Source organism: Pseudoduganella sp. R-43, assembly GCF_049913255.1.
Taxonomy (GTDB): Bacteria; Pseudomonadota; Gammaproteobacteria; order Burkholderiales; family Burkholderiaceae_D; genus Rugamonas.
The window spans coordinates 5945302-5967447 of the sequence record NZ_CP183988.1; the positions used below are offsets into that span (position 1 = coordinate 5945302).

The 22146-nt window shown below is 63.1% G+C and carries 20 protein-coding genes; 9 read left to right on the forward strand and 11 right to left on the reverse strand.

Going from position 1 to position 22146, the window contains the following annotated elements:
- Positions 1-6 precede the first annotated feature (6 nt).
- Both plsY and ybaK read right to left on the reverse strand, forming a co-directional pair.
- Positions 7-630, reverse strand: a complete 624-nt coding sequence (gene plsY, locus ACN9M3_RS27110) for a glycerol-3-phosphate 1-O-acyltransferase PlsY (RefSeq protein WP_426319204.1) — start codon at positions 628-630, stop codon at positions 7-9.
- An 87-nt stretch (positions 631-717) separates the two neighbouring features.
- Complete coding sequence (gene ybaK / locus ACN9M3_RS27115) at positions 718-1209, reverse strand: Cys-tRNA(Pro) deacylase (RefSeq protein ID WP_426164670.1); 492 nt, start codon at positions 1207-1209, stop codon at positions 718-720.
- A 38-nt stretch (positions 1210-1247) separates the two neighbouring features.
- On the opposite strand from ybaK, the gene ACN9M3_RS27120 reads away from it, so the two are divergent.
- Positions 1248-2207, forward strand: a complete 960-nt coding sequence (locus ACN9M3_RS27120; RefSeq protein ID WP_426319205.1) for an endonuclease/exonuclease/phosphatase family protein — start codon at positions 1248-1250, stop codon at positions 2205-2207.
- On the opposite strand, the gene ACN9M3_RS27125 is transcribed toward ACN9M3_RS27120, so the two are convergent.
- On the reverse strand, positions 2131-2736 hold the full coding sequence (locus tag ACN9M3_RS27125; RefSeq protein ID WP_426319206.1) for an ORF6N domain-containing protein: 606 nt from the start codon (positions 2734-2736) through the stop codon (positions 2131-2133). The genes ACN9M3_RS27120 and ACN9M3_RS27125 overlap by 77 nt on opposite strands.
- On the reverse strand, positions 2733-5165 hold the full coding sequence (locus ACN9M3_RS27130) for a sensor domain-containing protein (protein ID WP_426319207.1): 2433 nt from the start codon (positions 5163-5165) through the stop codon (positions 2733-2735). The genes ACN9M3_RS27125 and ACN9M3_RS27130 overlap by 4 nt, the downstream gene beginning before the upstream one ends.
- Before the next feature lie 201 nt (positions 5166-5366).
- Here ACN9M3_RS27130 and ACN9M3_RS27135 point away from each other — a divergent pair, with 201 nt between their 5' ends.
- Positions 5367-6569 carry an efflux RND transporter periplasmic adaptor subunit gene (locus ACN9M3_RS27135; RefSeq protein ID WP_426319208.1) on the forward strand — a complete coding sequence of 401 codons (1203 nt, stop codon included), beginning with the start codon at positions 5367-5369 and terminating at the stop codon, positions 6567-6569.
- An 11-nt stretch (positions 6570-6580) separates the two neighbouring features.
- Entirely contained in the window at positions 6581-9703 is a 3123-nt protein-coding gene (locus ACN9M3_RS27140) for an efflux RND transporter permease subunit (RefSeq protein ID WP_426319209.1), read from the forward strand.
- A gap of 81 nt (positions 9704-9784) precedes the next feature.
- Here ACN9M3_RS27140 and ACN9M3_RS27145 read toward each other — a convergent pair whose 3' ends face one another.
- From ACN9M3_RS27145 to ACN9M3_RS27160, 4 genes are all read right to left on the reverse strand, one after another.
- Entirely contained in the window at positions 9785-9958 is a 174-nt protein-coding gene (locus ACN9M3_RS27145; RefSeq protein WP_426164682.1) for a hypothetical protein, read from the reverse strand.
- Between the two features lie 56 nt (positions 9959-10014).
- Complete coding sequence (gene xerD / locus ACN9M3_RS27150; protein ID WP_426319210.1) at positions 10015-10917, reverse strand: site-specific tyrosine recombinase XerD; 903 nt, start codon at positions 10915-10917, stop codon at positions 10015-10017.
- Positions 10893-11417: a methylated-DNA--[protein]-cysteine S-methyltransferase gene (locus ACN9M3_RS27155; protein WP_426164686.1), complete on the reverse strand. Its 525-nt coding sequence runs from the start codon at positions 11415-11417 to the stop codon at positions 10893-10895. Before ACN9M3_RS27155 ends, xerD begins: the two co-directional genes overlap by 25 nt.
- Before the next feature lie 327 nt (positions 11418-11744).
- A complete protein-coding gene (locus ACN9M3_RS27160; RefSeq protein ID WP_426319211.1) occupies positions 11745-12737 on the reverse strand; it encodes a TRAP transporter substrate-binding protein in 993 nt (330 codons plus the stop codon).
- A 122-nt stretch (positions 12738-12859) separates the two neighbouring features.
- Between ACN9M3_RS27160 and ACN9M3_RS27165 the strand changes: the two genes are divergently transcribed.
- Positions 12860-14836 (forward strand): PAS domain S-box protein, encoded by a 1977-nt coding sequence (locus ACN9M3_RS27165; protein ID WP_426319212.1) that lies wholly within the window; start codon positions 12860-12862, stop codon positions 14834-14836.
- A gap of 21 nt (positions 14837-14857) precedes the next feature.
- Positions 14858-15445, forward strand: coding sequence for a response regulator transcription factor (locus ACN9M3_RS27170; protein WP_426164692.1), 588 nt, complete (start codon positions 14858-14860; stop codon positions 15443-15445).
- 20 nt (positions 15446-15465) lie between these two features.
- Here the strand turns inward: ACN9M3_RS27170 and queG are convergent, their stop codons facing one another.
- Positions 15466-16581: a tRNA epoxyqueuosine(34) reductase QueG gene (queG, locus tag ACN9M3_RS27175; protein WP_426323861.1), complete on the reverse strand. Its 1116-nt coding sequence runs from the start codon at positions 16579-16581 to the stop codon at positions 15466-15468.
- An 11-nt stretch (positions 16582-16592) separates the two neighbouring features.
- On the opposite strand from queG, the gene tsaE reads away from it, so the two are divergent.
- Genes tsaE through ACN9M3_RS27190 form a run of 3 tightly spaced genes read left to right on the forward strand, consistent with a single transcriptional unit; the run spans position 16593 to position 19348 of the window.
- Positions 16593-17078: a tRNA (adenosine(37)-N6)-threonylcarbamoyltransferase complex ATPase subunit type 1 TsaE gene (gene tsaE, locus ACN9M3_RS27180; protein ID WP_090434857.1), complete on the forward strand. Its 486-nt coding sequence runs from the start codon at positions 16593-16595 to the stop codon at positions 17076-17078.
- Entirely contained in the window at positions 17042-18598 is a 1557-nt protein-coding gene (locus ACN9M3_RS27185) for an N-acetylmuramoyl-L-alanine amidase (RefSeq protein ID WP_426319213.1), read from the forward strand. The genes tsaE and ACN9M3_RS27185 overlap by 37 nt, the downstream gene beginning before the upstream one ends.
- A gap of 9 nt (positions 18599-18607) precedes the next feature.
- A complete protein-coding gene (locus ACN9M3_RS27190) occupies positions 18608-19348 on the forward strand; it encodes a D-hexose-6-phosphate mutarotase (RefSeq protein ID WP_426319214.1) in 741 nt (246 codons plus the stop codon).
- Here ACN9M3_RS27190 and ACN9M3_RS27195 read toward each other — a convergent pair.
- Positions 19332-20414, reverse strand: a complete 1083-nt coding sequence (locus ACN9M3_RS27195) for a carbonic anhydrase (protein WP_426319215.1) — start codon at positions 20412-20414, stop codon at positions 19332-19334. The two genes, ACN9M3_RS27190 and ACN9M3_RS27195, sit on opposite strands and share 17 nt — an antisense overlap.
- Before the next feature lie 64 nt (positions 20415-20478).
- Positions 20479-21123 (reverse strand): VTT domain-containing protein, encoded by a 645-nt coding sequence (locus tag ACN9M3_RS27200; RefSeq protein WP_426319216.1) that lies wholly within the window; start codon positions 21121-21123, stop codon positions 20479-20481.
- A gap of 111 nt (positions 21124-21234) precedes the next feature.
- Between ACN9M3_RS27200 and ACN9M3_RS27205 the strand changes: the two genes are divergently transcribed.
- Entirely contained in the window at positions 21235-22140 is a 906-nt protein-coding gene (locus tag ACN9M3_RS27205; RefSeq protein ID WP_426319217.1) for a peptidylprolyl isomerase, read from the forward strand.
- Positions 22141-22146: the final 6 nt, after the last annotated feature.

A 22146-nucleotide genomic window follows, 5' to 3' on the forward strand; every position in this document is an offset into this window, starting at 1 on the left:
GGTTTTCTAGGCCTTTTTCTTGGCTTTGCTGCCGATGCGGCTTTCTTTGCCAGCAATAAGGTTAGCAATATTTTTGGAATGGCGCCAAACCAGCAAACCGCTCATGGCCAGGACGGCAGCCAGTTGCGGCTCGGCGCCGAACAGCAAGCCGTAGTAGAACGGTGCGAACACGGAAGCGACCAGCGCAGCCAGCGAGGAATAGCGGAAGGCGTAAGCCACCACCAGCCAGGTCGCCAGCGTTGCCAGGCCCAGCCATACATTCAATGCCAGCAGCCCGCCCAGCGCCGTGGCCACGCCCTTGCCACCGACGAACTTGAAGAATACCGGCCACAAGTGGCCAACAAACACGGCCACGGCCACCAGTGCGATGGCCTGGTCCGCCTGGTAGCCCAGGCCCAGTTGCTGCTGGAAATGGTCGACCAGGAACACGGCCAGCCAACCTTTGAAGGCATCGCCGATCAAGGTCCAGATCGCCGCACCCTTGTTACCGCTGCGCAGCACATTGGTGGCGCCGGGGTTGCCGGAACCATAGGTGCGCGGATCGTCCAGGCCGTAGAACTTGCTCACCACCACGGCGAAGGAAATCGAGCCGATCAGGTAAGCGCCAATAATCAAAAGCAGAGTAATCATAAATCCCCAGGATTCCTTGTTTTTATATGCGGCAGCGACTATACACCATACCGTCCGGCTCGGGCGGCGCGGCCGCAGGCAATCTTATCAATCCGCCAATGCGCATTGCACCGGCCTGGCCGCCAGCACCTCGGTCAGGACCGCTGGCTTGATACCAATCAGGAAGCCACGGCGCCCGCCATTGATATAAATCGTTTCCAGGCCAAGGATGCTTTCCTCGACATAGACCGGCATTGCCTTCTTGGTGCCGAACGGCGATGTGCCGCCCACCATGTAGCCGGAATGGCGCTGCGCCACCTCGGGCTTGCACGGCTCAACGGACTTGCAGCCGATATTTCGGGCCAGGTTCTTGGTCGATACCTTGCAGTCGCCGTGCATCAGCACGATCAGCGGCTTGGCCGCCTCGTCCTGCATCACCAGGGTCTTCACCACATGGTGTTCATCGACGCCCAGCTCGCGCGAAGAGACGGAGGTACCGCCATGCTCTTCGTACTCATAAGGATGTTCGGAAAATGCGACTTTGTGCTTGCGCAGCAAGGCTGTCGCCGGGGTTTCGGAAATGTGCTCTTTTTTTGCCATGCCGTGATACGCTAGTGCCAAGAGAGGAGTTTCTCATTATGCAGCAAGAAATTCGCTTTGCCACCTTCAATGTCTGCAACCTTGCCCCGCCAGGGGCGAAACTGTACGACAACCTGCAGCCTTTGACGGAGCAGGAGTACGAGGCCAAGGCGGAATGGACCGCGCAGCAGCTGGACCAGCTCGATGCCGACGTGATCGGCTTCCAGGAGATCTTCTCCCAGGCAGCGCTGCGCGACGTGCTCGCGCGGTCCCGTAAGTATCGCGATGCCGTGCATGCCGGCTTCGATCCCGATCCCCACGCCTCTCGTTTGACGCCTAATGTGGCGCTGGTGTCGCGCCTGCCTTTGGCTGCCGCGCCGGAAGTCTATGCCAATTTCCCTGAAGGCGTGCCGGCCGACTCGGGCCTGCCGGAAGCGGACCGCTTCGCCCGCGCGCCCCTGCACGCCCAGATCATGCTGCCCAACGAAGTGGTGGTGGACGTCATCGTGGTCCACCTGAAATCGCGGCGGCCGGATTACCGCAGCGGCGACACCTCGGAAGATCCGCTGCACCTGGCCATGGCCAGCCTGCGCTCGCTGGTGTGGCGCGGTACGGAAGCGGTGGCCCTGCGTGTCCTGTTAAGCAAAATGATGCGTGAAACGCGCCGGCCTTGCATCGTTCTGGGTGATTTCAACGACACAGCCGACGCGGTGACCACCACCATCGTGCTGGGCAACGGCGGCGGCATGATGCCCGGCGACGAGCGGCGCGGCCGCATGTATGACGCCAACCAGATCCAGCTGCGGCAAGACCATCTGCGCCATGTGGCCTATACCAGCATCCACGAAGGACACTACTCCACCATCGACCACGTGCTGGTGTCGGAAGAATTCAACCCTGCCTCGCCGCGCGCCATCGGCGAAGTGCTGGACGTCAGCTACTTCAACGACCACTTGCGCCAGGAGCGGCCCGAGGTTTCCGACCACGGCCAGGTGCTGGTGCGGCTGCGGCTGCGCTAGCCGGCCGTTCGTCAGTGACCACGAAGCCGATCGGCCGCTTGGCTGGCGCCTCGGCAGGCCGGGCCAGTTGCCTGAGTACGTCCACCATGGCCTTCAACTCAACTCGCGTTGACTCCTGGCCACGCGCCACCAGAGCGGCAAGCTCATCTAACCGCGCAGCAAGGCCATCGTGCGCGGCAACGAGTTCCCGAAGGTGAAGGAAGGCTCGCACGACATAAAGACCCATTTCGATTGCCTGTCCGGTGTTGAGCACATTGGATGCCTGGATTGACCCATGTTCAGTAAAGGCAAAAGGAAGGGTTCTCGCAAACTTCAGTCGCGCGAGGTGGTCACAGTTTGTGACCACCTCGCGTTTCTCAAGCGTAGTGAGCTGGAACATAAAATCTGGCGGGAAGCGACGGCTGTTGCGTCGTACGGCCTGATTAAGTGCTTTGGTCGGCACACCATACAGCTCGGCAAGATCCGCGTCCAGCATGACCCGCTGCCTACGTAAAACCAAAATGCGGCTGGCAATCGATTCACGCGTCATGGCGTCGTCCTTACTGCATTTTCCGCCAGTTGCCCCTGGTACTGGTCGCAGCCAAGCTCTCTCAGCAACTGAAGCTGGTCCTCAGTTTCGACGCCTTCGGCGATGACTGTCATGTCCAGGCTGCGCGCCATCGCAATGATGGTGCGAATGGCGGTGGCATCCGTGCCATTGTCCATGAAGGATTGGGCAATCTTCAGTTTGTAGATAGGGAATTCCTTCAACTGCATCAATTGCGAATAGCCAGTCCCGAAATCATCGATCGACACTCGCACACCAAGCTCCCGCAACGCACCAAGCTTCTCCGGCACGTCCGAGCCGCCACGCATGATGGTGTCTTCGGTCAGTTCCAGTTCCAGCCACTGCGGCGCCAGGCCACTGCCGCGCAACGCCTCAGCCACGCTGTCGACAAAATTCTTGTGCATGAACTGGCCAATCGCAATATTCACCGAAACCACCAGCGCCCCCCCATCTTCCAGCCATTTGCGCGCGCGGCTGCAGGCGCTGCGCAACACCCAGCCACCAATTGCCACCATGAGTCCCGACTCCTGCGCCACGTTCAGAAAATCCTGTGGCAACAGCAAGCCCTGCTCCGGATGGCGCCAGCGCAGCAGCGCCTCCATGCCAACCACTTCGCCACTGGCGATGTCGACTTCCGGCTGGTAAGCCAGTTCGAACTGGCCCTCGTCCAGTGCACGCCGCAGGCCCTTTTCCAGGCTGGCATGCACAACCACGCGTGCGTTCATTTCCTGTCCAAAGAACTGGTAGCGGTCGCGCCCGGCCTGCTTGGCGTGGTACATCGCGATATCCGCATGTTTTACCAGGCTGTCGATGTCCGCCCCGTCCGACGGGAACATGGCAATGCCGATTGAGGTCGAGACATGCAGCAGGTGCTCGCCCAGCACATATTCCTGCGTGACCGCCTGCAACACCGTCTCGGCCACATGCGCCGCGCGCTCCGGCCCACCAACCTCCGCCAGCACGACCACGAATTCGTCGCCGCCATGCCGGCTCACCGTGTCGACGCTGCGCACGCATTTCAGCAAGCGGGCGGCGACCTCTTTCAGCAAGCGGTCACCCACCGCGTGGCCGAGCGTGTCGTTGATCATCTTGAAGCGGTCCAGGTCGAGGAACAGTACTGCCAGCGAACTCTTGCTGCGGCGCGCTGCCGCCAGCGCCAGATTGAGGCGGTCGAGCAGCAGCACGCGGTTTGGCAGATCGGTCAAGAAATCATGCTCTGCCAGGTGGCGCGTATATTCCTCGGTCCTTTTGCGCTCCGTGATATCGGACAGGCTGCCCATATAATTCGACACCAGACCGGCCTGGTCCCGGATCGCTGTCACACTGACCCAACACGGGAAAATCTCTCCGTTCTTGCGACGGGCCCAGGTTTCGCCCTGCCAGTGATCGCTGGCTTCGACCTGGCTCCATACCTCACGATAGAACGACTCGTCCTGCACGCCGGAGCGATACAGGCTGATCGGCTGGCCCAGCAGTTCTTCCGCCGCAAAGCCGGTGGTCTGCGAATAAGCGCGGTTGCTGGCAATGATGTGGCGGCGCCGGTCCGTCAGCACGATGGCATCGCGGCTATTTTCAAACACCTGGGCCGCCAGCCGTACCGTGCGCTCGGCTTGCTTGCGGTCAGAGATGTCGCGCACAACCACATACAGCAGGTCCGACTGTCCGGGCTGCAGGGCAGTCATCAATACCTCGGCCCAGAATGCTGTGCCATCGCAATCGGTGTAGCACCATTCGAAACGGCTATTGCCATCGCTAAAGGCGACTGCTTCCCGGCTCGCCACCGCCGTTTCCGACAATTCGCCTCCCGGCTGGCGCAGCGGCGAAAAGGTATGCAAGCGGTGGCCTGCCAGGCGTGCCGCTGAGTCGCATTTGAACAGGCGCATGGCAGCGGGGTTAACCTCCACGATCATGCCGTCACGCATGATCAACACCGCATCGCTGGAACGGGCGAACATCTGGGAAAAATTTTCCCCGACTGCGCGCAGCGCCGATTCATCATCCTTGCGCTGGGTGACATCGACATCCATGCAGACAACCTGCGCCAACTCGCCGTCCTGCCAGACCGGAACCTTGGTCGAATACAACCAGAGGTCGCGTCCGGAAAATGCGCGCACATGCCAGTCGCCAAGCGGGCCCGGCTTGCCGCTGCGCCACACTTCTTCCACCATGGCGTCATGCTCATCTTGCCGTTCGGCGCGCGACATCAGTTCAGCCAGAGGCCGGCCGATCGCCTCCTGCATCGTCAGGCCGGCCAGACTCGCAAACTGCGAATTGCAGAATGTCACCTTGCCTTCGCGGTCCAGGCTGCTGATCGCGACCAGCGGCGTCTGTTCAAGCGCCCCCACCATGCGCGCTATCAAGTCGAGCGCTGCATGGACGGGAGTCAAGTCGGCAGGCGAGGGAGTGCTCATGCCACATTTTTCGCCCGCTTCGCGTTTTTTCGTTTGCGCTATGTCAAAGGTGCCTGACAAGCGCCGCTCCATCCGCACTTTTTGCATTTCAAGTCGCCGTTTATGCGCTTTATCGCATTTACATGGCCGCTGGACTTGTTAAAACCTACAGTGTCACCATCGCAATCCGCGCCAGCGGACAACTTTGATGAAGAGACAATAATGAGCCCACAACCCGTGCACCTGAAATCCCCAAAACGCTGGCGCCTTCCCGTGATCGGCCTGGTAGTACTGGGCCTGGCGGGCGGTAGCTGGACCGTTATGAAATCGCAGGCCAAGCCGGCAGAAACGCCAAAGGCAGCGGCCACCAAGGCCGAGCCTGTGCTCGAGCTGGCCAGTGCCGACGTGGCCGCCATCGATGCGCGGCCGCTCTCGGTTGGACTCCCCTTGTCGGGTTCACTGATCCCGGTCAACCAGGCCACCATCAAATCAAAAGTATCGGGCCAGGTGCAGGAGGCAACGCTGCGCGAGGGCGTCTCAGTGCAGGAAGGGCAAGTGCTGGCCCGCCTCGACCAGGCCGACCTGAAAGCGCGCCTGGCCCAGCAGCAGGCCATGCTGGAAGAGGCGCATGCCAGGCTGAGCATGGCCCAGAAAAACGAATACAACGCGAAAGCGCTGTTGTCGCAAAAATTCATCTCGCAGACCAGCTTCGATACCACGGCCAATGCCGTCGAGCTGGCGCATGCCAACGTCAAATCGGCTTCCGCCATGGTCGACCTGGCCCGCATCGCGCTGAACGACAGCGTCATCCGCGCACCGATCAGCGGGATCATCTCCAAACGTCATGTGCAGGCGGGCGATAAGGTCGCGCCTGACATGCCCGTCTACACCATCGTCGGCCTGCAAGAGCTGACGCTGGAAGCGCAAGTGCCCACCACCGATATCCCGCGCGTGAAAATCGGCCAGGAAGTCAGCTTCCGCGTCGACGGCTTCGCCAAGCGCGAATTCAGCGGCAAGGTAGCGCGCATCAACCCGACCACGGAAGCCGGTTCGCGCGCCATGCTGGTGTATATCTCGGTGCCGAACGCCGACGGCGTACTGCGCGGCGGCATGTTCGCCAAGGGGAATATCACCACCGAGCGCACCAAGGAAGCGCCGATGGTGCCGCTGGCTGCCCTGCGCGAAGAAGCGGGCAAGCAGGTGGTCTACAAGGTCGCCGACGGCATCGTCGTGGCGCAGCCGGTCAGCCTTGGCCTGCGCAGCGAGGACGTGGGCCTGGCCGAAGTGACCGCGGGCCTGGACAAGGGCGCCAACGTGATCATCTCGAAGCTGGAAGGGGTGAAGCCGGGCGCCAAGGTCAAGCTGGCTGCCCCGGCAGGCGTTCCCGCCGCCAGGCCGGCCATGCTGGCGGCGGCCAAAGGTTAAGGGGCGCCGTCATGTGGATCACTAAAATCTCGATCCGCCAGCCGGTCTTTGCCACCATGGTGATGGTGGCGCTGATGGTGCTTGGCATCTTCTCTTACAAGGGGCTCGGCGTGGAATCCATGCCGAACGTTTCCTTCCCCTTCGCCGCAATCGAGGTGGTGTACCCGGGCGCCTCGCCGGAAGCGGTGGAAAACGACATCACGCGCCCGCTCGAGGACATCGTCAACACCGTGTCCGGCGTCAAGACCATCCGCGCCAATTCGTGGGAAGGCAAGGCCGGCGTCTACGTCGAATTCGAACTGTCCACCAATATGGACAAGGCGATGCAGGACATGCGCGACAAGATTGCGCTGGTGCGTCCGAAATTCCCGCGCGAAGCGAAGGAGCCCTTCATCGCCCGGGCCGAAGGCGAGAACGACCAGCCCATCGTCAGCCTGTCGTTCAGCTCGGACAAGCGCAGCCTGCGCGACCTGTCCACCATGACCGACCAGATCCTGGCCAAGCGCTTCCAGGGCGTGCCGGGCGTGGGCCAGGTGCGCGTATTCGGCACCACCAAACGCCAGATGCTGGTCAGCCTGCGCCCGGCCGACATGCGGGCACAAGGCGTGGGCGTGGACGAAGTGATGCGCGCCATCCAGAACACCAACGCCAACCTTCCGGCCGGACGCCTGTCGGCCGACGTCACCGAAACCCTGGTGCGGGTGGAAGGCAAGCTGAAAGAAGCGGTGGAATTCAACAAGATCATCGTGGCGCGCCGCGCCAACGGCCCGGTCTACCTGGACCAGGTGGCCGACGTGATCGACGGCGAGGCGGAGGAACAGTCGATCTCGCGCGTCAACGGCAAGCCCGCCGTCTCGCTCGACATCACCAAGGTACAGGACGCCAACGTGGTCGAAGTCGGCAACGGCATCCTGAAGGTGGTGGAAAACCTGCGCAAGACCCTGCCGGAAGACATCAAGATCAAGGTTCTCGATTCGCAATCGGAGCGCGTGCAGGCACAGCTCGACAACGTCAAGCGCACCATCATCGAAGGCGCGATCCTGACCATGGTGATCGTGTTCTTTTTCCTGCACTCCTGGCGCTCGACCATCATCACCGGCCTGACGCTGCCGATCTCGGTGCTGGCCTCCTTCATCGCCATGAAGGCCTTCGGCTTCACGCTGAACTTCCTGACGCTGATGGCGCTGTCGCTGTGCATTGGCTTGCTGATCGACGACGCCATCGTGGTACGCGAGAACATCGTGCGCCACCTCGGCTTCGGCAAGCACCACCGCAAGGCGGCGGAGGACGGCACCAATGAAATCGGCATCGCCGTGATGGCGACCACCTTTGCCATTGTCGCCGTGTTCGTGCCGGTCGCCTTCATGGACGGCATCATCGGCCGCTTCTTCCTGCAGTTCGGCGTGACCGTGACGGTGGCGGTGCTGGTATCGCTCTTTGTCTCCTTCACCCTCGACCCGATGCTGTCGTCGGTATGGCATGACCCGGTCAAGGACCGCTTCAAATACCTGCCGTGGCTGGGCCGCATCATGGAGAAAGTCGAACATGGCGTGGAGAAGGTGCACAAGCTGTATGGCAAGGTGCTGGCCCTGGCGCTGAGATGGCGCAAGCTGACGCTCGCCACCGCCTTCGGCCTGTTCGCCGGCAGCCTGATGCTGGTGCCGATGATCGGCGGCGAGATGTTCCCGGAAACCGACCAGGGCCAGATTGTGCTGCAGCTCAAGGTGCCGGTCGGCTCCAGCCTGGATTACAACGACGCCAAGGTGCAGCAGGTAGAGGCGGCGCTGAAGGAGTTTCCCGAGGTCGACGCCGTCACGGCCAATGTCGGCGATCCTGCCGGCCGCCACATCTCCTTCCTGCGCATCAAGCTGACCGACGTCAAGAAAACCCACCGCCAGTCCCAGCAAAAGCTGGAAGGCGCGATCCGCAAGCGCATCGAGCGCATTCCGGGCATTACCCTGTCGGTGGGCCAGAAGCCGATCTTCATCGCCATCCTCGGCACCGACGAAGCCAAGCTGGAGCAGACCGCGCAGGCGCTGATGGCCAAGATGCGCAAGATCAAGGGCGTGGCCGACCTGGAATACAGCCAGGAAGGCGCCAACCCGTCGACGCTGATCAAGATCAATAACGAACTGGCCAGCGACCTGGGACTGAGCGTGCAGCAGATCGGCAGCGCCATGCGTCCTTTCGTCGCGGGCGACACGGCCAGCTACTGGCTGGCGGCGGACGGCCAGAACTATGAAGTCAATGTGCAGTTGCCCAAGTCCGGCCGCCAGCGCATCGCTGACCTGGCCGACCTGTCGCTCACCTCGAGCAAGACCGGCCCGGACGGCAACCCGCTGATGGTGCCGCTGCGCCAGGTGGTGGACTTTGTGCCAGGCTTCAGCCCGCAGGTGCTGAAACGCCAGGCCCTGCAGCGCCGGGTGGCCATCTACGCCGCGACCGAAGGCCGCCCCGCCGGCGACGTGGATGCCGACGTGAAAAAAGCCATGGACTCGATGACGCTGCCGGACGGCGTGCGCTTCGACGTGGCCGGCAATGCGCAGCAGATGGCCGAAACGATGAACGGCGCCATCACGGCGCTGAGCATCGCCGTGGTGTTCATTTACATCGTGCTGGCGTCGCAGTTCGGCAGCTTCCTGCAGCCGATTGCGATCATGGTATCGCTGCCGATGTCGCTGATCGGCGTGCTGGTGGCGCTGCTGGCGACCGGCTCCACGCTGAACGTGTTCTCCGTGATCGGCGTGATCATGCTGATGGGCCTCGTGACCAAGAACGCGATCCTGCTGGTGGACTTCACCAACCACGGCCAGCGCGACGGCATGAGCCAGTTCGACGCCCTCATGGCGGCCGGCCAGGTGCGCCTGCGTCCCATCCTGATGACGACCCTGGCAATGATCTTCGGCATGCTGCCGATGGCGATCGGCCTCGGCGAAGGCGGGGAAACCCAGGCGCCGATGGGCCGGGCAGTGATTGGCGGCGTGATCACCTCCACCCTGCTGACGCTGGTCGTGGTGCCCGTGGCCTACACCTACCTCGACAGTTTCGGCAAGCGCGCCAAGCGCTGGCTGCGCCGCGGCCACCACGACGACGCAGCCGCCGCCGAACAATCCAGCGTAGCCGAAGCCGCGTAAGCAGTTTCGCCCGACGGCCCGCCAAATAGCCGAGCCCGTGTCACACCATGGGGTCACGCCCCAAGTGTGACACGGGCTCGGCTATTCTGGACTGGTGGTGTCGGTCTCTTCGGTTTCGTAGCCGGCCTCGTCGGCATCCTGCTCGTCGGCTGGCCGGTTCTTGGATGCAAGTTTTTTCTGCGCTTTTTCCTCAGCCTTGCGCTTCTTTTCCAGCTCTCGCTGGCGTTTCTCGAATGCGAAATTCGTCTTTGCCATGGAAATACCTCCTGAAAGCCTACATTAGGCCGATTGGCGGCGCTGCGCAAACGAAATTATCCGCGCGGATGATGTAGCGCATGAATCTGCTTCAGACGCTCGCGGGCAACATGGGTATAGATCTGTGTGGTGGAAATGTCGGAGTGGCCTAAAAGCAACTGCACCACGCGCAGGTCGGCGCCATGGTTCAGCAGGTGCGTGGCGAAGGCGTGGCGCAGCGTGTGCGGCGACAGCGGTGCGGTAATGCCAGCCTTCAAGGCCTGCTTTTTCACCACGACCCAGAACATTTGCCGCGTCATCGGCCCGCCGCGGCCGGTGATGAAGAGCGCATCGTCCTGCTTGCCGTCGAGGATGACACCGCGCGCTTCGCGCAAGTAGCGCTCGATCCACAAGCGCGCCTGTTCGCCGAACGGCACCAGGCGCGTCTTGGCGCCCTTGCCGGTGATGCGCAGCACGCCGTCGTTCATGCTCAGCTCGAGCGTCTTCAACGCCACCAGCTCCGACACGCGCAGGCCGCTGGCGTACATCAGTTCCAGCATGGTGCGGTCGCGGATGCCCAGCGGCGTGCGCAAGTCCGGCGCAGCCAGCAGCGCTTCCACCTGCGCTTCGCTCAGGGTATGGACGAAGCGCAGCGGCTGCTTGGCCGATGCCATGCGCAGGCAGGGATCTTGCGCGATGTGGCGCTGGCGCAGCGCCAACTGGTAGAAGCGCTTCAGGGCCGACAGGCGGCGGTTGGCCGAGCTGGCCTTGGTGTCTGCGTGGCGGGCTGCGAAATAGGCTTGCAGGTCGGCCGTGCCGGCTGCATGCAGGCTGCCGACCGAGGGCCGCGCCGTTTCCAGCCATTTGGCAAAGGCCGTCAAATCGCGCCGGTAGGCATCCAGGGAGTTTTTGGACAGCCCGTCCTCCAGCCACAGGCTGTCGCAGAACTCGTCAATCAGAGCAAGGTTGCCTGCTGCCATTGATACTCTTTATGTCCTTCGTGAGCCAGCAGCCAGCGCTTCACGCCGAGGGTGAAACCGTTCTGGTCGTCGCTGCCGGCAAAGCCGCCCAGGCTGCTGGCGCCCATCACGCGGTGGCATGGCACCAGCGGCGGGAAGGGATTGCTGCGGCAAGCCTGCCCCACCGCGCGCGCCACCGAATCAAGGTGCCTGGCCAGCTCGCCGTAGGTGCGCACCTGGCCGCGCGGGATTTCGCGCAGCGCTTGCCACACGCGGCGCTGGAACTCGCTGCCGCGCATTGCCAACGGCAGGTCGAAGGCGTAGTCGGCATCGTCGCAATAGGCCAGCAGCTGCTGCACGGCTTGTTCGGCCAGCGCATTGGTGGGCGATTTTTCCGGCGTGTCGCCGGGCAGGTAGAACATTTCCGTCACGACCGCGCCGGCCGTGCCGACGCCCATGGCGCCGAACGGGAGATGGATGATGGCGCTGAAGTCCCTGCCAACATGTTGCTTTTCGGTCACGCTTACTCCAATAAAACTGTGGCAATCATGCTACACCAGCGCGCCAGGATAGGGCAAAAAAAAAACGCACCCGCAGGTGCGTCTTGAATCTTTTTTGTCACCACCCCGGCCATTTAACCCCGCTTGTGGCGGCGGCCAACAGCATACTGTCAGGCAGCGTGTCTCCTCTATGATCCGCGGCCGCGCCGCTTGTTCTTCTTCTTCACTCCCCACTAAATCCTGTGCCCTTAACCATCATGGTGCAAGTCGCACCGTTCGGGGGCGTGGCCATAGTAACCGATCTTTTTCCGAATATCGTTATTTATTTTGAGCAACTTGACAGCGGACTTATTTTGCTGTCTCGCGATTGATGGCCTGGATCAGGTCCTTGCCGATGCGCTCTTCCATCTGCTTTTGCACCGGCAGCAGGGCATTGCGCCACAGGGCCTGTTCCTGCGCGCTCAGGTTGTAGATCTGGGTCTTGCCGGACTTGCGGATCGCTTCCAGCGCCATATCGTTGTCGCGCTGGGCGATGGCCTTTTCGTAGGTGGTGGCTTCCTTCATGGCGCCTTCGAGCTTGCCGCGGATGTCCGACGGCAGGCCGTCCCAGAACTTCTTGTTGACGATGACGGCGTAGCCCAGGTAGCCGTGGTTTGAGATGGTCAGGTGCTTTTGCACCTCATGCATCTTTTGCGTGTACATGTTCGAGGGCGGGTTCTCGGTGCCATCCACGACGCCGGTCTGCAGCGCCATATACGCTTCGGAAAAGGCCAGCGACTGCGGCACCGCACCGAGCGCGCGCATCTGGATGTCCAGCACCTTGGAGGACTGGATCCGCATCTTCAGGCCCTTGAAATCGGCCGGCACGCGCAGCTGGCGGTTGGCCGACATGACCTTGAAGCCATTGTCCCAGTAAGCCAGGCCGGTAATGCCCTTGGTCTCGAGCTTCTTCAGCAGCGACTTGCCGATCGGGCCCTCGGTCACGTTGTACAGCGCGGTCTTGTTGGGGAAGATGTACGGCAGGTCGAACACCTCGAATTCCTTCACGCCGAGCGGACCGAACTTGGCCAGCGACGGGGCCAGCATCTGCACCGCGCCCAGCTGCAGCGCTTCCAGTTCTTCCTTGTCCTTGTACAACTGGCTGTTCGGGTAGACCTGGACCCTGACGCGGCCGCCGGTGGCCTTCTCCGCGAGCTGCTTGAAGCGCTCCGCCGCCTGCCCCTTGGGCGTGTCCGGCGCGACGACGTGGCTGAATTTGATGACGATGGGCGCCTGAGCGAATGCTTGGGACGTGACAAGTGCGGCCGCGCCGAAGGCGGCCAGGAGGGACTTCAAATGCATAAGGTCTCCCGGCGATTTTGGTGCATTATTATTCTCACTTTATATTGTCTTCAGCGGAATGGTGGCACACAACTGTGGAAACCCACAATACAAGCAGCAACTGGATTCGCTACCCTCGGCGCATGTTGAAACGCATATCCCTGCCCTTTTCCATACGCTGGCTGCTGCCGGTAGTCCTGGTGCTGCTATTCGTCGCCATCGTGTTCTGGCTCCCTTGGCAGGCGCGCCAGCTCGAGAGCAACGAGCGGCAGGAGCAATTGATCGCCGATACCCTGTGGGTCGAACAATCGATCCGCTTCCAGCTTGGCCGCCACGAAGAAAGCCTGCGCGGCCTGGCCAATGAAATCGCCGCCGGCCACCTGGCGCCGGCCGACGTGCAGCAGCGCATGGGGCGCATGCTGAAAAACGGCGCCGAGCTGAAAAGCGTGGTCCAGGTCGATTCCAAAGGGCGCATCGTCGTGGCCAGCGAAGGCACCCCGGCCAGTCCGGCCGGCGACGCCATGCTCGGTTCAGCCGCGCTGGCGGCGCAGGACCATGCGCGCCGCACGCACACTCCCGTCTACGCCGAACCGGAGCCGATTGGCGGCGACGCCGCGCCGGACGCGCTGAAAATGGACCTGCTGTTCCCGATCTACCGCGGCGACCAGTGGATCGGCAGCCTGGTAGCGACTTTCCAGCTCAGTAGCCTGCTCGACGAAATGGTGCCGTGGTGGTTCGCCCAGGATAACCAGATCTCGCTGCTCGACCGCGACGACAAGGTGCTGGCGCGCCGCAGTTCGGCCGGCCCGGGCCACGGCGTCTACACCCACAAGCGCGCCCTCGACCTGCCCGGCGCCACCATTACCCTGATGACGGACAGCGTGAAAAGCGAGCCGAAGCTGCTGCCCAACCTGCTGGTCGGCTCCGTCATCGCGCTCTCTCTTGCCCTGTTATGGAGCCTGTTCGCACTATGGGGCCACATTTCGCGACGGCTGGCGGCAGAAGGCGAACTGCGGCAGCAAATGACTTTCCGCACCGCGATGGAAAATTCGCTGGTGACCGGCCTGCGCGCGCGCGACCTGGAAGGCCGCATCACCTATGTCAATCCCGCCTTCTGCCAGATGGTGGGCTACCCGGCGGAAGAACTGATCGGGCGTTCGCCGCCCATGCCGTATTGGGCGCCGGACGTCATGGAGGAATACCAGCACCGCCTGGCCAATGTGCTGGCCGGCTCGGTCACCCCCGAATTCGAAACCCTGTTCCAGCGCCCCGACGGCACCCGCATTCCGGTACTGGTGTTCGAAGCGCCGCTGGTGGACAAGGAAGGCCGCCACACCGGCTACATGGGTTCCATCCTCGACATCTCGGACCGCAAGCGCATGGAGGAATTGAACCGCCAGCACCAGGAAAAGCTGCAGGCCAGCGCGCGCCTGGCCACCATGGGCGAAATCGCTTCCATGCTGGCGCACGAGCTGAACCAGCCGCTGGCTGCCATTTCGAGCTACACCACGGGCGCCCTGAACATCCTTGCGCGCGGCGGCGATGCGGGCATGCTCAAGCCCGCGCTGGAGCAAGCCGGCGCGCAGGCACAGCGCGCAGGCCAGATCATCCGCAGCGTGCACGAATTCGTGAAGAACCGCGAATCGGAGCGGCAGGACGTGGCGCTGCAATCGATGCTCGACTCCATCCTGGTGCTGATCGAACTGCAGGCGCGCCAGCACCACGTTTCGCTGCAGATCGAGATCCCGGAATTGCTGCCGCTGGTGCGCGCCGACCGCCTCCTGATCGAACAGGTGCTGCTGAACCTGACCCGCAACGGCATCGAAGCCATGGCCGACGTGCAGCCGCTGAAACGCGTGCTGCGCGTGCTGGCGGAAAACGATCCGCTGGCCGGCATGGTGGTGGTGCAGGTCATTGACAATGGCCACGGCATTCCGCAGGACGTGGCCGAGCGCCTGTTCTCGCCTTTCTTCTCGACCAAGGCGGAAGGCATGGGCATGGGCCTCAACATCTGCCGCACCGCGATCGAGTTCCACGGCGGCACATTGACCCACCGCGACAACCCGCAAGGCGGTACCATATTCACTTTCACGCTGCCGGTCGCAGGCGGCGCCCAATAGAGCAAATTCGGGAGACCCAGAATGCTACATATCGTTGACGATGAAGCCGTAGTGCGCGATGCGCTGTCGTGGCTCGCGTCCTCGCGCGGCATCGCAGCAACCACATACGAAAGCGCCGCCGCCTTCCTGGCCTTCGCGCAGGGCGGCGCCTTCGACCCGGAAGGCGACTGCGTGCTGCTCGACGTGCGCATGCCCGAGATCAGCGGCGTGGCAGCGTTCGACCAACTGGCGGCGCGCGGGCTGACGGCGCGCCTGCCCGTCATTTTCCTGACCGGCCACGGCGACGTGCCGATGGCGGTCGATACGCTCAAGCGCGGCGCCTTCGACTTCTTCGAAAAGCCTTTCAACGACAACCAGTTGATGGACCGCGTGCAGGAAGGCCTGGCCGCCTCGCGCCTGGCCAGCGGCAAGGCAGCCGTGCAGGCGCGCCTGGCCACGCTCTCCAGCCGCGAACGCGAGGTGCTGGACCTGATCCTGGCCGGCAAGATGAACAAGGTGGTGGCCGACGAGCTGGGCATCTCGATGCGCACCGTCGAAGTGCACCGCGCCCACATCTTCGACAAGATGCAGGTCAAGACCGCGGTCGAACTGGCGGGACTGCTGAAGTGAAACAGGACGGGGCGCTGATCCTAGTGCTGGCGCAGCGCCCACTCCACGTGCTCGCGCACCAGTTCCGACGGGTGGCCGCGGCGCGCCTGCAACGCGGCCAGGATGGCCGGGTCGCTCTTGGCGCCCATGCGCGCCGCGTTGCCTAGCCCGACCGCGAGGTTGCGCAGCCAGCGTTCATGGCCGATGCGGCGGATCGGGCTGCCCTCCATGCGGCGGTTGAATTCTTCCTCGGACCACGCAAACAGCTCGATCATGCCGGCGCTGCCCAGGGCGTGGCGCTCGTCGAAATCCGGCAAGGTAGCCCGCTGGGCGAACTTGTTCCAGGGGCAGACGGTCTGGCAATCGTCGCAGCCGTAGACGCGGTTCCCCAGCAAGGGCCGCAGATCCTCCGGGATCGCGCCTTTGAGTTCGATGGTCAGGTAGGAAATGCAGCGCCGCGCATCCAGCTTGCCAGGACCGAGGATGGCCTGGGTCGGGCAAACATCGATGCAGGCCGTGCACTGGCCGCAGTGCGCGCCGGTCGGCTCATCGACGGGCAAGGGCAGGTCGACCAGGATCTCGCCCATGAAGAACATGGAGCCCGCGCTGCGATTGATCAGCAAGGTGTGCTTGCCGCGCCAGCCCAGGCCCGACTTTTCCGCCAGCGGCAGCTCCATCACCGGCGCCGAGTCGGTGAACACCCGGTAGCCGAATTCGCCGACGGCCGCACTGACCTTGTCGGCCAGCTGCTGCAGCCGCGCGCGCAACACCTTGTGGTAGTCGCGGCCGCGGGCATATACCGAGATGACGGCCTGCGTGGGATCGGACAGGCGCGCCGTTTCCCGTTCGCGCCAGCCCTCGTCGGCCGCGCCGGGCAGGTAATTCATGCGCGCGGTGATCACGCGCACCGTGCCGGGCACCAGCTCCGCCGGACGGGCGCGTTTCATGCCGTGACTTGCCATATAGTCCATATCGCCGTGCATGCCTGCATCCAGCCAGGCTTGCAGCCCCGCCTCGGCGGCGGACAGGTCGATATCGGCGATCCGCACTTCCGCGAAGCCGAGTTCCTGCCCCCATGCCTTGATGCGGCTGGCTAATTCGTCTAAATTGGCTTGGGAGAGTGGCACGGCCTTACAATGCGGGGAAATCCAAACCATCATTTTATTCGATGCAGCACTTTAAATCCCATCTCCACGACGAAGCCGGTACCGCGGCGCTAGGCGCCGCGCTGTCGCGCGCCCTGCTGCCCGGCATGGCGATCTACCTGCACGGCGACCTGGGCGCCGGCAAGACCGCCCTGACGCGCGCACTGCTGCATGCTGCCGGCCACGTGGGACCTGTGAAAAGCCCGACATATACCCTGTCCGAGCCTTACCGCGTGAAGGTCGACGGCAAGCTGGCCAACGTGGTGCATTTCGACCTGTACCGCATGGGCAGCCCGGAAGAATTCCTCGATGCCGGCTTCCGCGAGGAATTCAATCGCGAGAACGTTTGCATCGTCGAATGGCCGGAGAAGGCCGACGGCGTGTTGCCGCCCCCCGACCTTCACGTTTTCCTCTCTGTAGCCGGGTCCGGACGTGATGTAGAATTGCAGCCGTCTTCCGCTCTTGGTACGTCATGCCTGCAACGCCTCCAATTCGCTCCAAACCTGTAAGTCGCCGCACGGTGCTCAAGGCCGGCGGGACGCTGCTCCTGTCCGTGCTCGCCCCCATGTCTGCGCAAGCTGCGCAGATCCTGGCTGTGCGCGTGTGGCCGGCGGAGGATTACACCCGCGTCACGCTGGAAAACGACACCGACCTCAAGGTCAAGCACTTCCTGGTTCCCGATCCGGACCGGCTGGTGGTGGACATTGAAGGCCTGGTACTGAACTCCACGCTGAAAAGCCTGGTCGCCAAGATCGAGTCGAACGACCCGTACATCAAGGAAGTGCGCGTCGGCCAGAACCGCCCGAATGTGGTGCGGCTGGTGTTCGACCTGAAAGAGAAAGTCACGCCGCAGGTGTTCACGCTGGAGCCGGTCGGCACCTACAAGCATCGCCTGATCTTCGACCTCTACCCGGTCAAGGCAGTCGATCCGATCGCGGCGATGATCGAGAAGGGCGAGTGGTCGCAGGATGAGAAGGCCGCCAGCGCCAATCCTCAGCCCCCTGCCGCCGGATCGTCCCAGCGCCCGGCCCCAGGCAGCCAGGCCGGCACAGCGGGCCAGCCCGCACTCGCCGGCCAGCCGGCTGCGTCGGGCCAGGGCAGCGCCAGCAGCAACGCCGAGGGCGCTGGCAGCCCGTCCATCGCATCTGCCCCGCCATCCGGCCAGCCCGGCACCGCCACGCCAGCACCAGGCACCGGCGCCAGCGCGCCCGGCCAATCGCCCGCCCTCGCCGGCCAGTCCGGCAAGCTCGTTCCCGGCGAACCCGAGCCGGCGCCCGCACATCACAAGCCCGGCCAGAAATCCGGCCAGGAGAAAATGGTGCGCATGCTTACCATCGCCCTCGATCCCGGCCACGGCGGCGAGGACCCCGGTGCCATGGGCGCGCGCGGCAGCCGTGAAAAGGACATCGTGCTGGCCATCGCCAAGCGCCTGAAAGACAAGATCGAAGACCACCCCAACATGCGCGTGATGCTCACGCGCGACGGCGACTATTTCGTCCCGCTCGGCAAGCGCGTGGAAAAGGCGCGCAAGGTCGACGCCGACCTGTTTGTCTCGATCCACGCCGATGCTTTCGTGAAAACCAGCGCCCGCGGCTCCTCCGTCTTCGTGCTGTCCGAAAAAGGCGCGACCTCGAGCGCCGCGCGCTGGCTGGCCGACAAGGAAAACCAGGCCGACCTGATTGGCGGCGCCAATGCCAAGGGCCACGACCCGCAACTGGCCAGCGTGCTGTTCGACCTTTCCACCACGGCCCAGATCAACGACAGCATGAAGGTCGGCAAGGCTGTGCTGGGTGAAATCGGCGGCATCAACAAGCTGCATAAAGGCTCGGTCGAGCAAGCCGGCTTCGCCGTGCTGAAGGCGCCGGACATTCCATCGATCCTGATCGAAACCGCCTTCATCTCCAACCCGGAAGAAGAAGCGCGCCTGCTGGACGATGATTACCAGGACAAGATCGCGGACGCCATTGTCAAAGGCATCCGCCGCTATTTCGCCAAGAACCCGCCGCTGTCGAAGAACCGCCTCACATAGGGAAAGCACATGAACGAAGTCCGCATCTCCACACCCGAAGGCGCCGAAGCCACCATTTCCCTGTTCGGTGCGCATTTGATGTCGTGGAAGACTGCGGACGGCAAGGAGCGCCTGTTCCTGAGCCAGCGTTCAGCGCTCGACGGCAGCGCCGCCATCCGCGGCGGGGTGCCGGTCATCTTCCCGCAATTCGCCACGCGGGGCGACGGCCTGCGCCACGGCTTCGCCCGCACTTCCACCTGGCGCATCGTCGAGCAGGCCAACGACTGGGCCGAACTGGCGCTGGCGCAAAGCGACCTGCCGCGCAACCACTTCCAATCCTGGCCGCGTGCCTTCGAACTGAGCCTGCGCTTCGACCTGAAAGCCAACGCGCTGCAGATCCGCTACACCGTGCGCAACACCAGCCAGCAGGAATTCAGCTGGGCCGGCGCCCTGCACACTTATTTCGCAGTAGGGGAATTCGACAAGGCCACGCTGGACGGCATGCCTTTCACCGGCGCCCTGGACGACATTCGGCCCGCAACGCCGCAGCTGCGCCTCGACACCGGCGCTGGCACGCTGCAACTGGAGCAGCAAGGCTTTTCGGAATGGGTGGTGTGGAACCCGGGCGCGCAAGGCGCGGCAGCTGCCGCCGACATGGACGACAGCGACTACCGCCGCTTCGTCTGCATCGAGCCGGCCCGGGTCGACAAGCAAGTGCTGCAGGCCGGCGCCGAATGGACCGGCCTTCACACCATCAGTTTGATTCCTTGATCATGCGGCCGGAGCTGGCCTGGATCGGACGCGCATTGAACGGATACAGGCGGCTGAACAAGGCCAACTGCGCCGGCGATGCCTGCACCGGCTCCTTCATCACCAGCCACAGCACGCCTTCGGTGCATGGCGGCGTGGTCAGCGATCCCATGAAAGTATAGTAGTCGCGGCGCTGCGGCAGCATGTCGTTCGGGTCCAGCACGATGCTCGGCGTAGCCGTGTCGCCCTTTTCCAGCGGCAGGTTGTTCCATACGGTCTGGATGGTCGGCTGCGGCTTGCCGCGTTCCAGCAGCAGCGCCAGCACTGCCAGCCTGCCTTCCGGATCCTTGTGTACCAGGTGCACCACCATCTCGAAACCCTTGCCGTTGACGCGTTCCTCGGCCGGGCGATGGAAGTGGAACTGCTGCAGCTCGTAGGTGCGGCCCGCCACGCTCAGGTAGTTGCCCGGGCTGACCATCACCTGCACGGTATGGCCGTTATCGGTCACGTTGAAACCGGATGGGCGGTAATCGAAGGCGATCTGCTCCAGGTCCACCTTCATGCCGTCGCGGATATCGATCGGCGACTGGCGGCTGCCCGTCGAGCATTTCGCCCAGTCGGAGTTGATCTTGGACCAGTTGGCAGGACCTGATTCGCCTTCATACGTCCAATGGGTGCCATACACGCGCGGCGGCGGCGCCTTGGCCGCCACTTCGGCAGCGGCGGCCTTGACGGCCTTCTGCTTGCGCGCCTTTTCGGCGGCAGCCATGCGCGCGGCCTGGTTGGCACGCATTTCAGCCAAGCGCTGGGCAATCTTCTCCGACAATTCCGCTTCGGCGCGCGCTTCTTCCTCGCGCTGCGCAGCGGCGGATGCAGACGCAGTGCGATTCTTCCTTACCGGCGGAACGTACTTTGGCCCGCTGGCCGAACTGGCATCCTTTTCGACATTCGCCTTGTCAGCCGCAGCAGCTGCGGCCAGGTTCGGGCGAATATTCGGCACGCCTTTGGAAGGCGCGGTGACGGGATCGGCGGCGCCTGCTGTCCCGATGACAAGACAACAGGCCGACAGGGCGATCAAGTTACGCATGTTAAATCCGGAGGAGAGACTGTTACTCCGGTTAACGGTTGCGCTATGGGAAAACTTGAGAGGCTTAACGCTTGAGCATGCGGCGGCCCAGTTTCCAGGCGCCGCCCAGTGCCATCGGCACCACCGCCACGCCAACGCCGAACAGCACGATGGTGCTCAGGTGGTCGCGCACGAAGGTAGTGTTGCCGAAGATGTAACCCGCCACGCACAGGGACACCACCCAGGCCACGGCGCCGACGATGTTGAACAGCTGGAAGCGGGCATGGGTCATGTCCGACACGCCGGCCACGAACGGCGCGAAAGTGCGCACTACCGGCACAAAGCGGGCCAGGATGATGGTCTTGCCGCCATGCTTTTCAAAGAACTCGTGGGTGCGCCGCAAGGCATCCTTGTTGATCCAGCGGTAATCGTGGGTAAATACCCGCTGGCCGATGGCTTCGCCGATCCAGTAATTGGTGGTATTGCCCAGAATTGCGGCAGTCGCCAGCAGGAACATCAGCAATCCGAGGTTCATCTGGCCGCTGGCACAGAAGGCGCCTCCGATGAACAGCAGCGTATCGCCGGGGAAGAAAAACAGCACAACCAGGCCAGTCTCGCAGAAGACGATGGCGAACAGCAGCGCATAAATATACATGCCGTATTGCGCAATCAGTTTATCCATCGCACTGTCTACGTGCACCAGCATGTCCAGCAATTGAACGAAATCCATTTATTAAATCCCAAAAGGTTGCGGCGGGAATGATACCAAACTGTCTATCTTACAGGCTAAAATTGCCCGGCATCTTAGCACCAGCTTAGAACCCCCACAAAGGAGACCTTAGTGAAGTCCATCACGCCCGCCGTCCTTGCCCTGGCCTTACCCCTGGCCGCCGTGGCCGCGCCCTCGAAAGAATTACCGCCCAGGCCGACCGTCAGCGACATCGTCAAGGCATCGCCGCAAGCCGATTGGCGCCAACTGGATCCGGCCAACACCCTGTACATGGACCTGCCAGCCGGCCGCGTCATCATCGAACTGGCGCCGGCCTTCGCGCCCAACCACGCTGCCAATATCCGAACCATGGCCAGGGAAGGCTACTGGGACGGACTGTGGATCTATCGCACGCAGGACAATTTCGTGGTGCAGTGGGGCGATCCGCGCGAAGACAAGCCAAAGGCGATCGGCACCGCCAAGGCCAGGCTGGAGCAGGAATTCACGGTACCGATGAAGAACGACACCCAGTTCACCCGCCTGCCGGACAAGGACGGCTATGCGCCGCAGGTAGGCCACTCCAACGGTTTCCCTTCCGCACGCGACCCGAAAACCGGCCAGGCCTGGCTGGCGCATTGCTACGGCATGGTTGGCGTGGCGCGCGGCAATGAATCCGACAGCGGCAACGGCGGCACCTTGTACACGGTCATTGGCAACTCGCCGCGCCACCTGGACCGCAACATCACCGTGGTGGGACGCATCGTCAGCGGCATGCCGCTGCTGTCCGTACTGCCGCGCGGCCCGGCGCCGATGGGCATGTTCGAGAAGGAGGAGCAGTGGGTGCCGATCAAGTCGGTCAAGCTGGCAGCCGACGTGCCGGAAGCCGAGCGCTCGAAGTTCGAAGTGATGCGCACCGAGTCGGCCAGCTTCAAGTCCGTGATCGAAGCCCAGCGCAACCGCGGTGGGCCATGGACCAAGTATGCGGCCGGCCATGTGGACCTGTGCAACGTGCCGATCCCGGTGCGCGAGGCAAAATAACTTCCT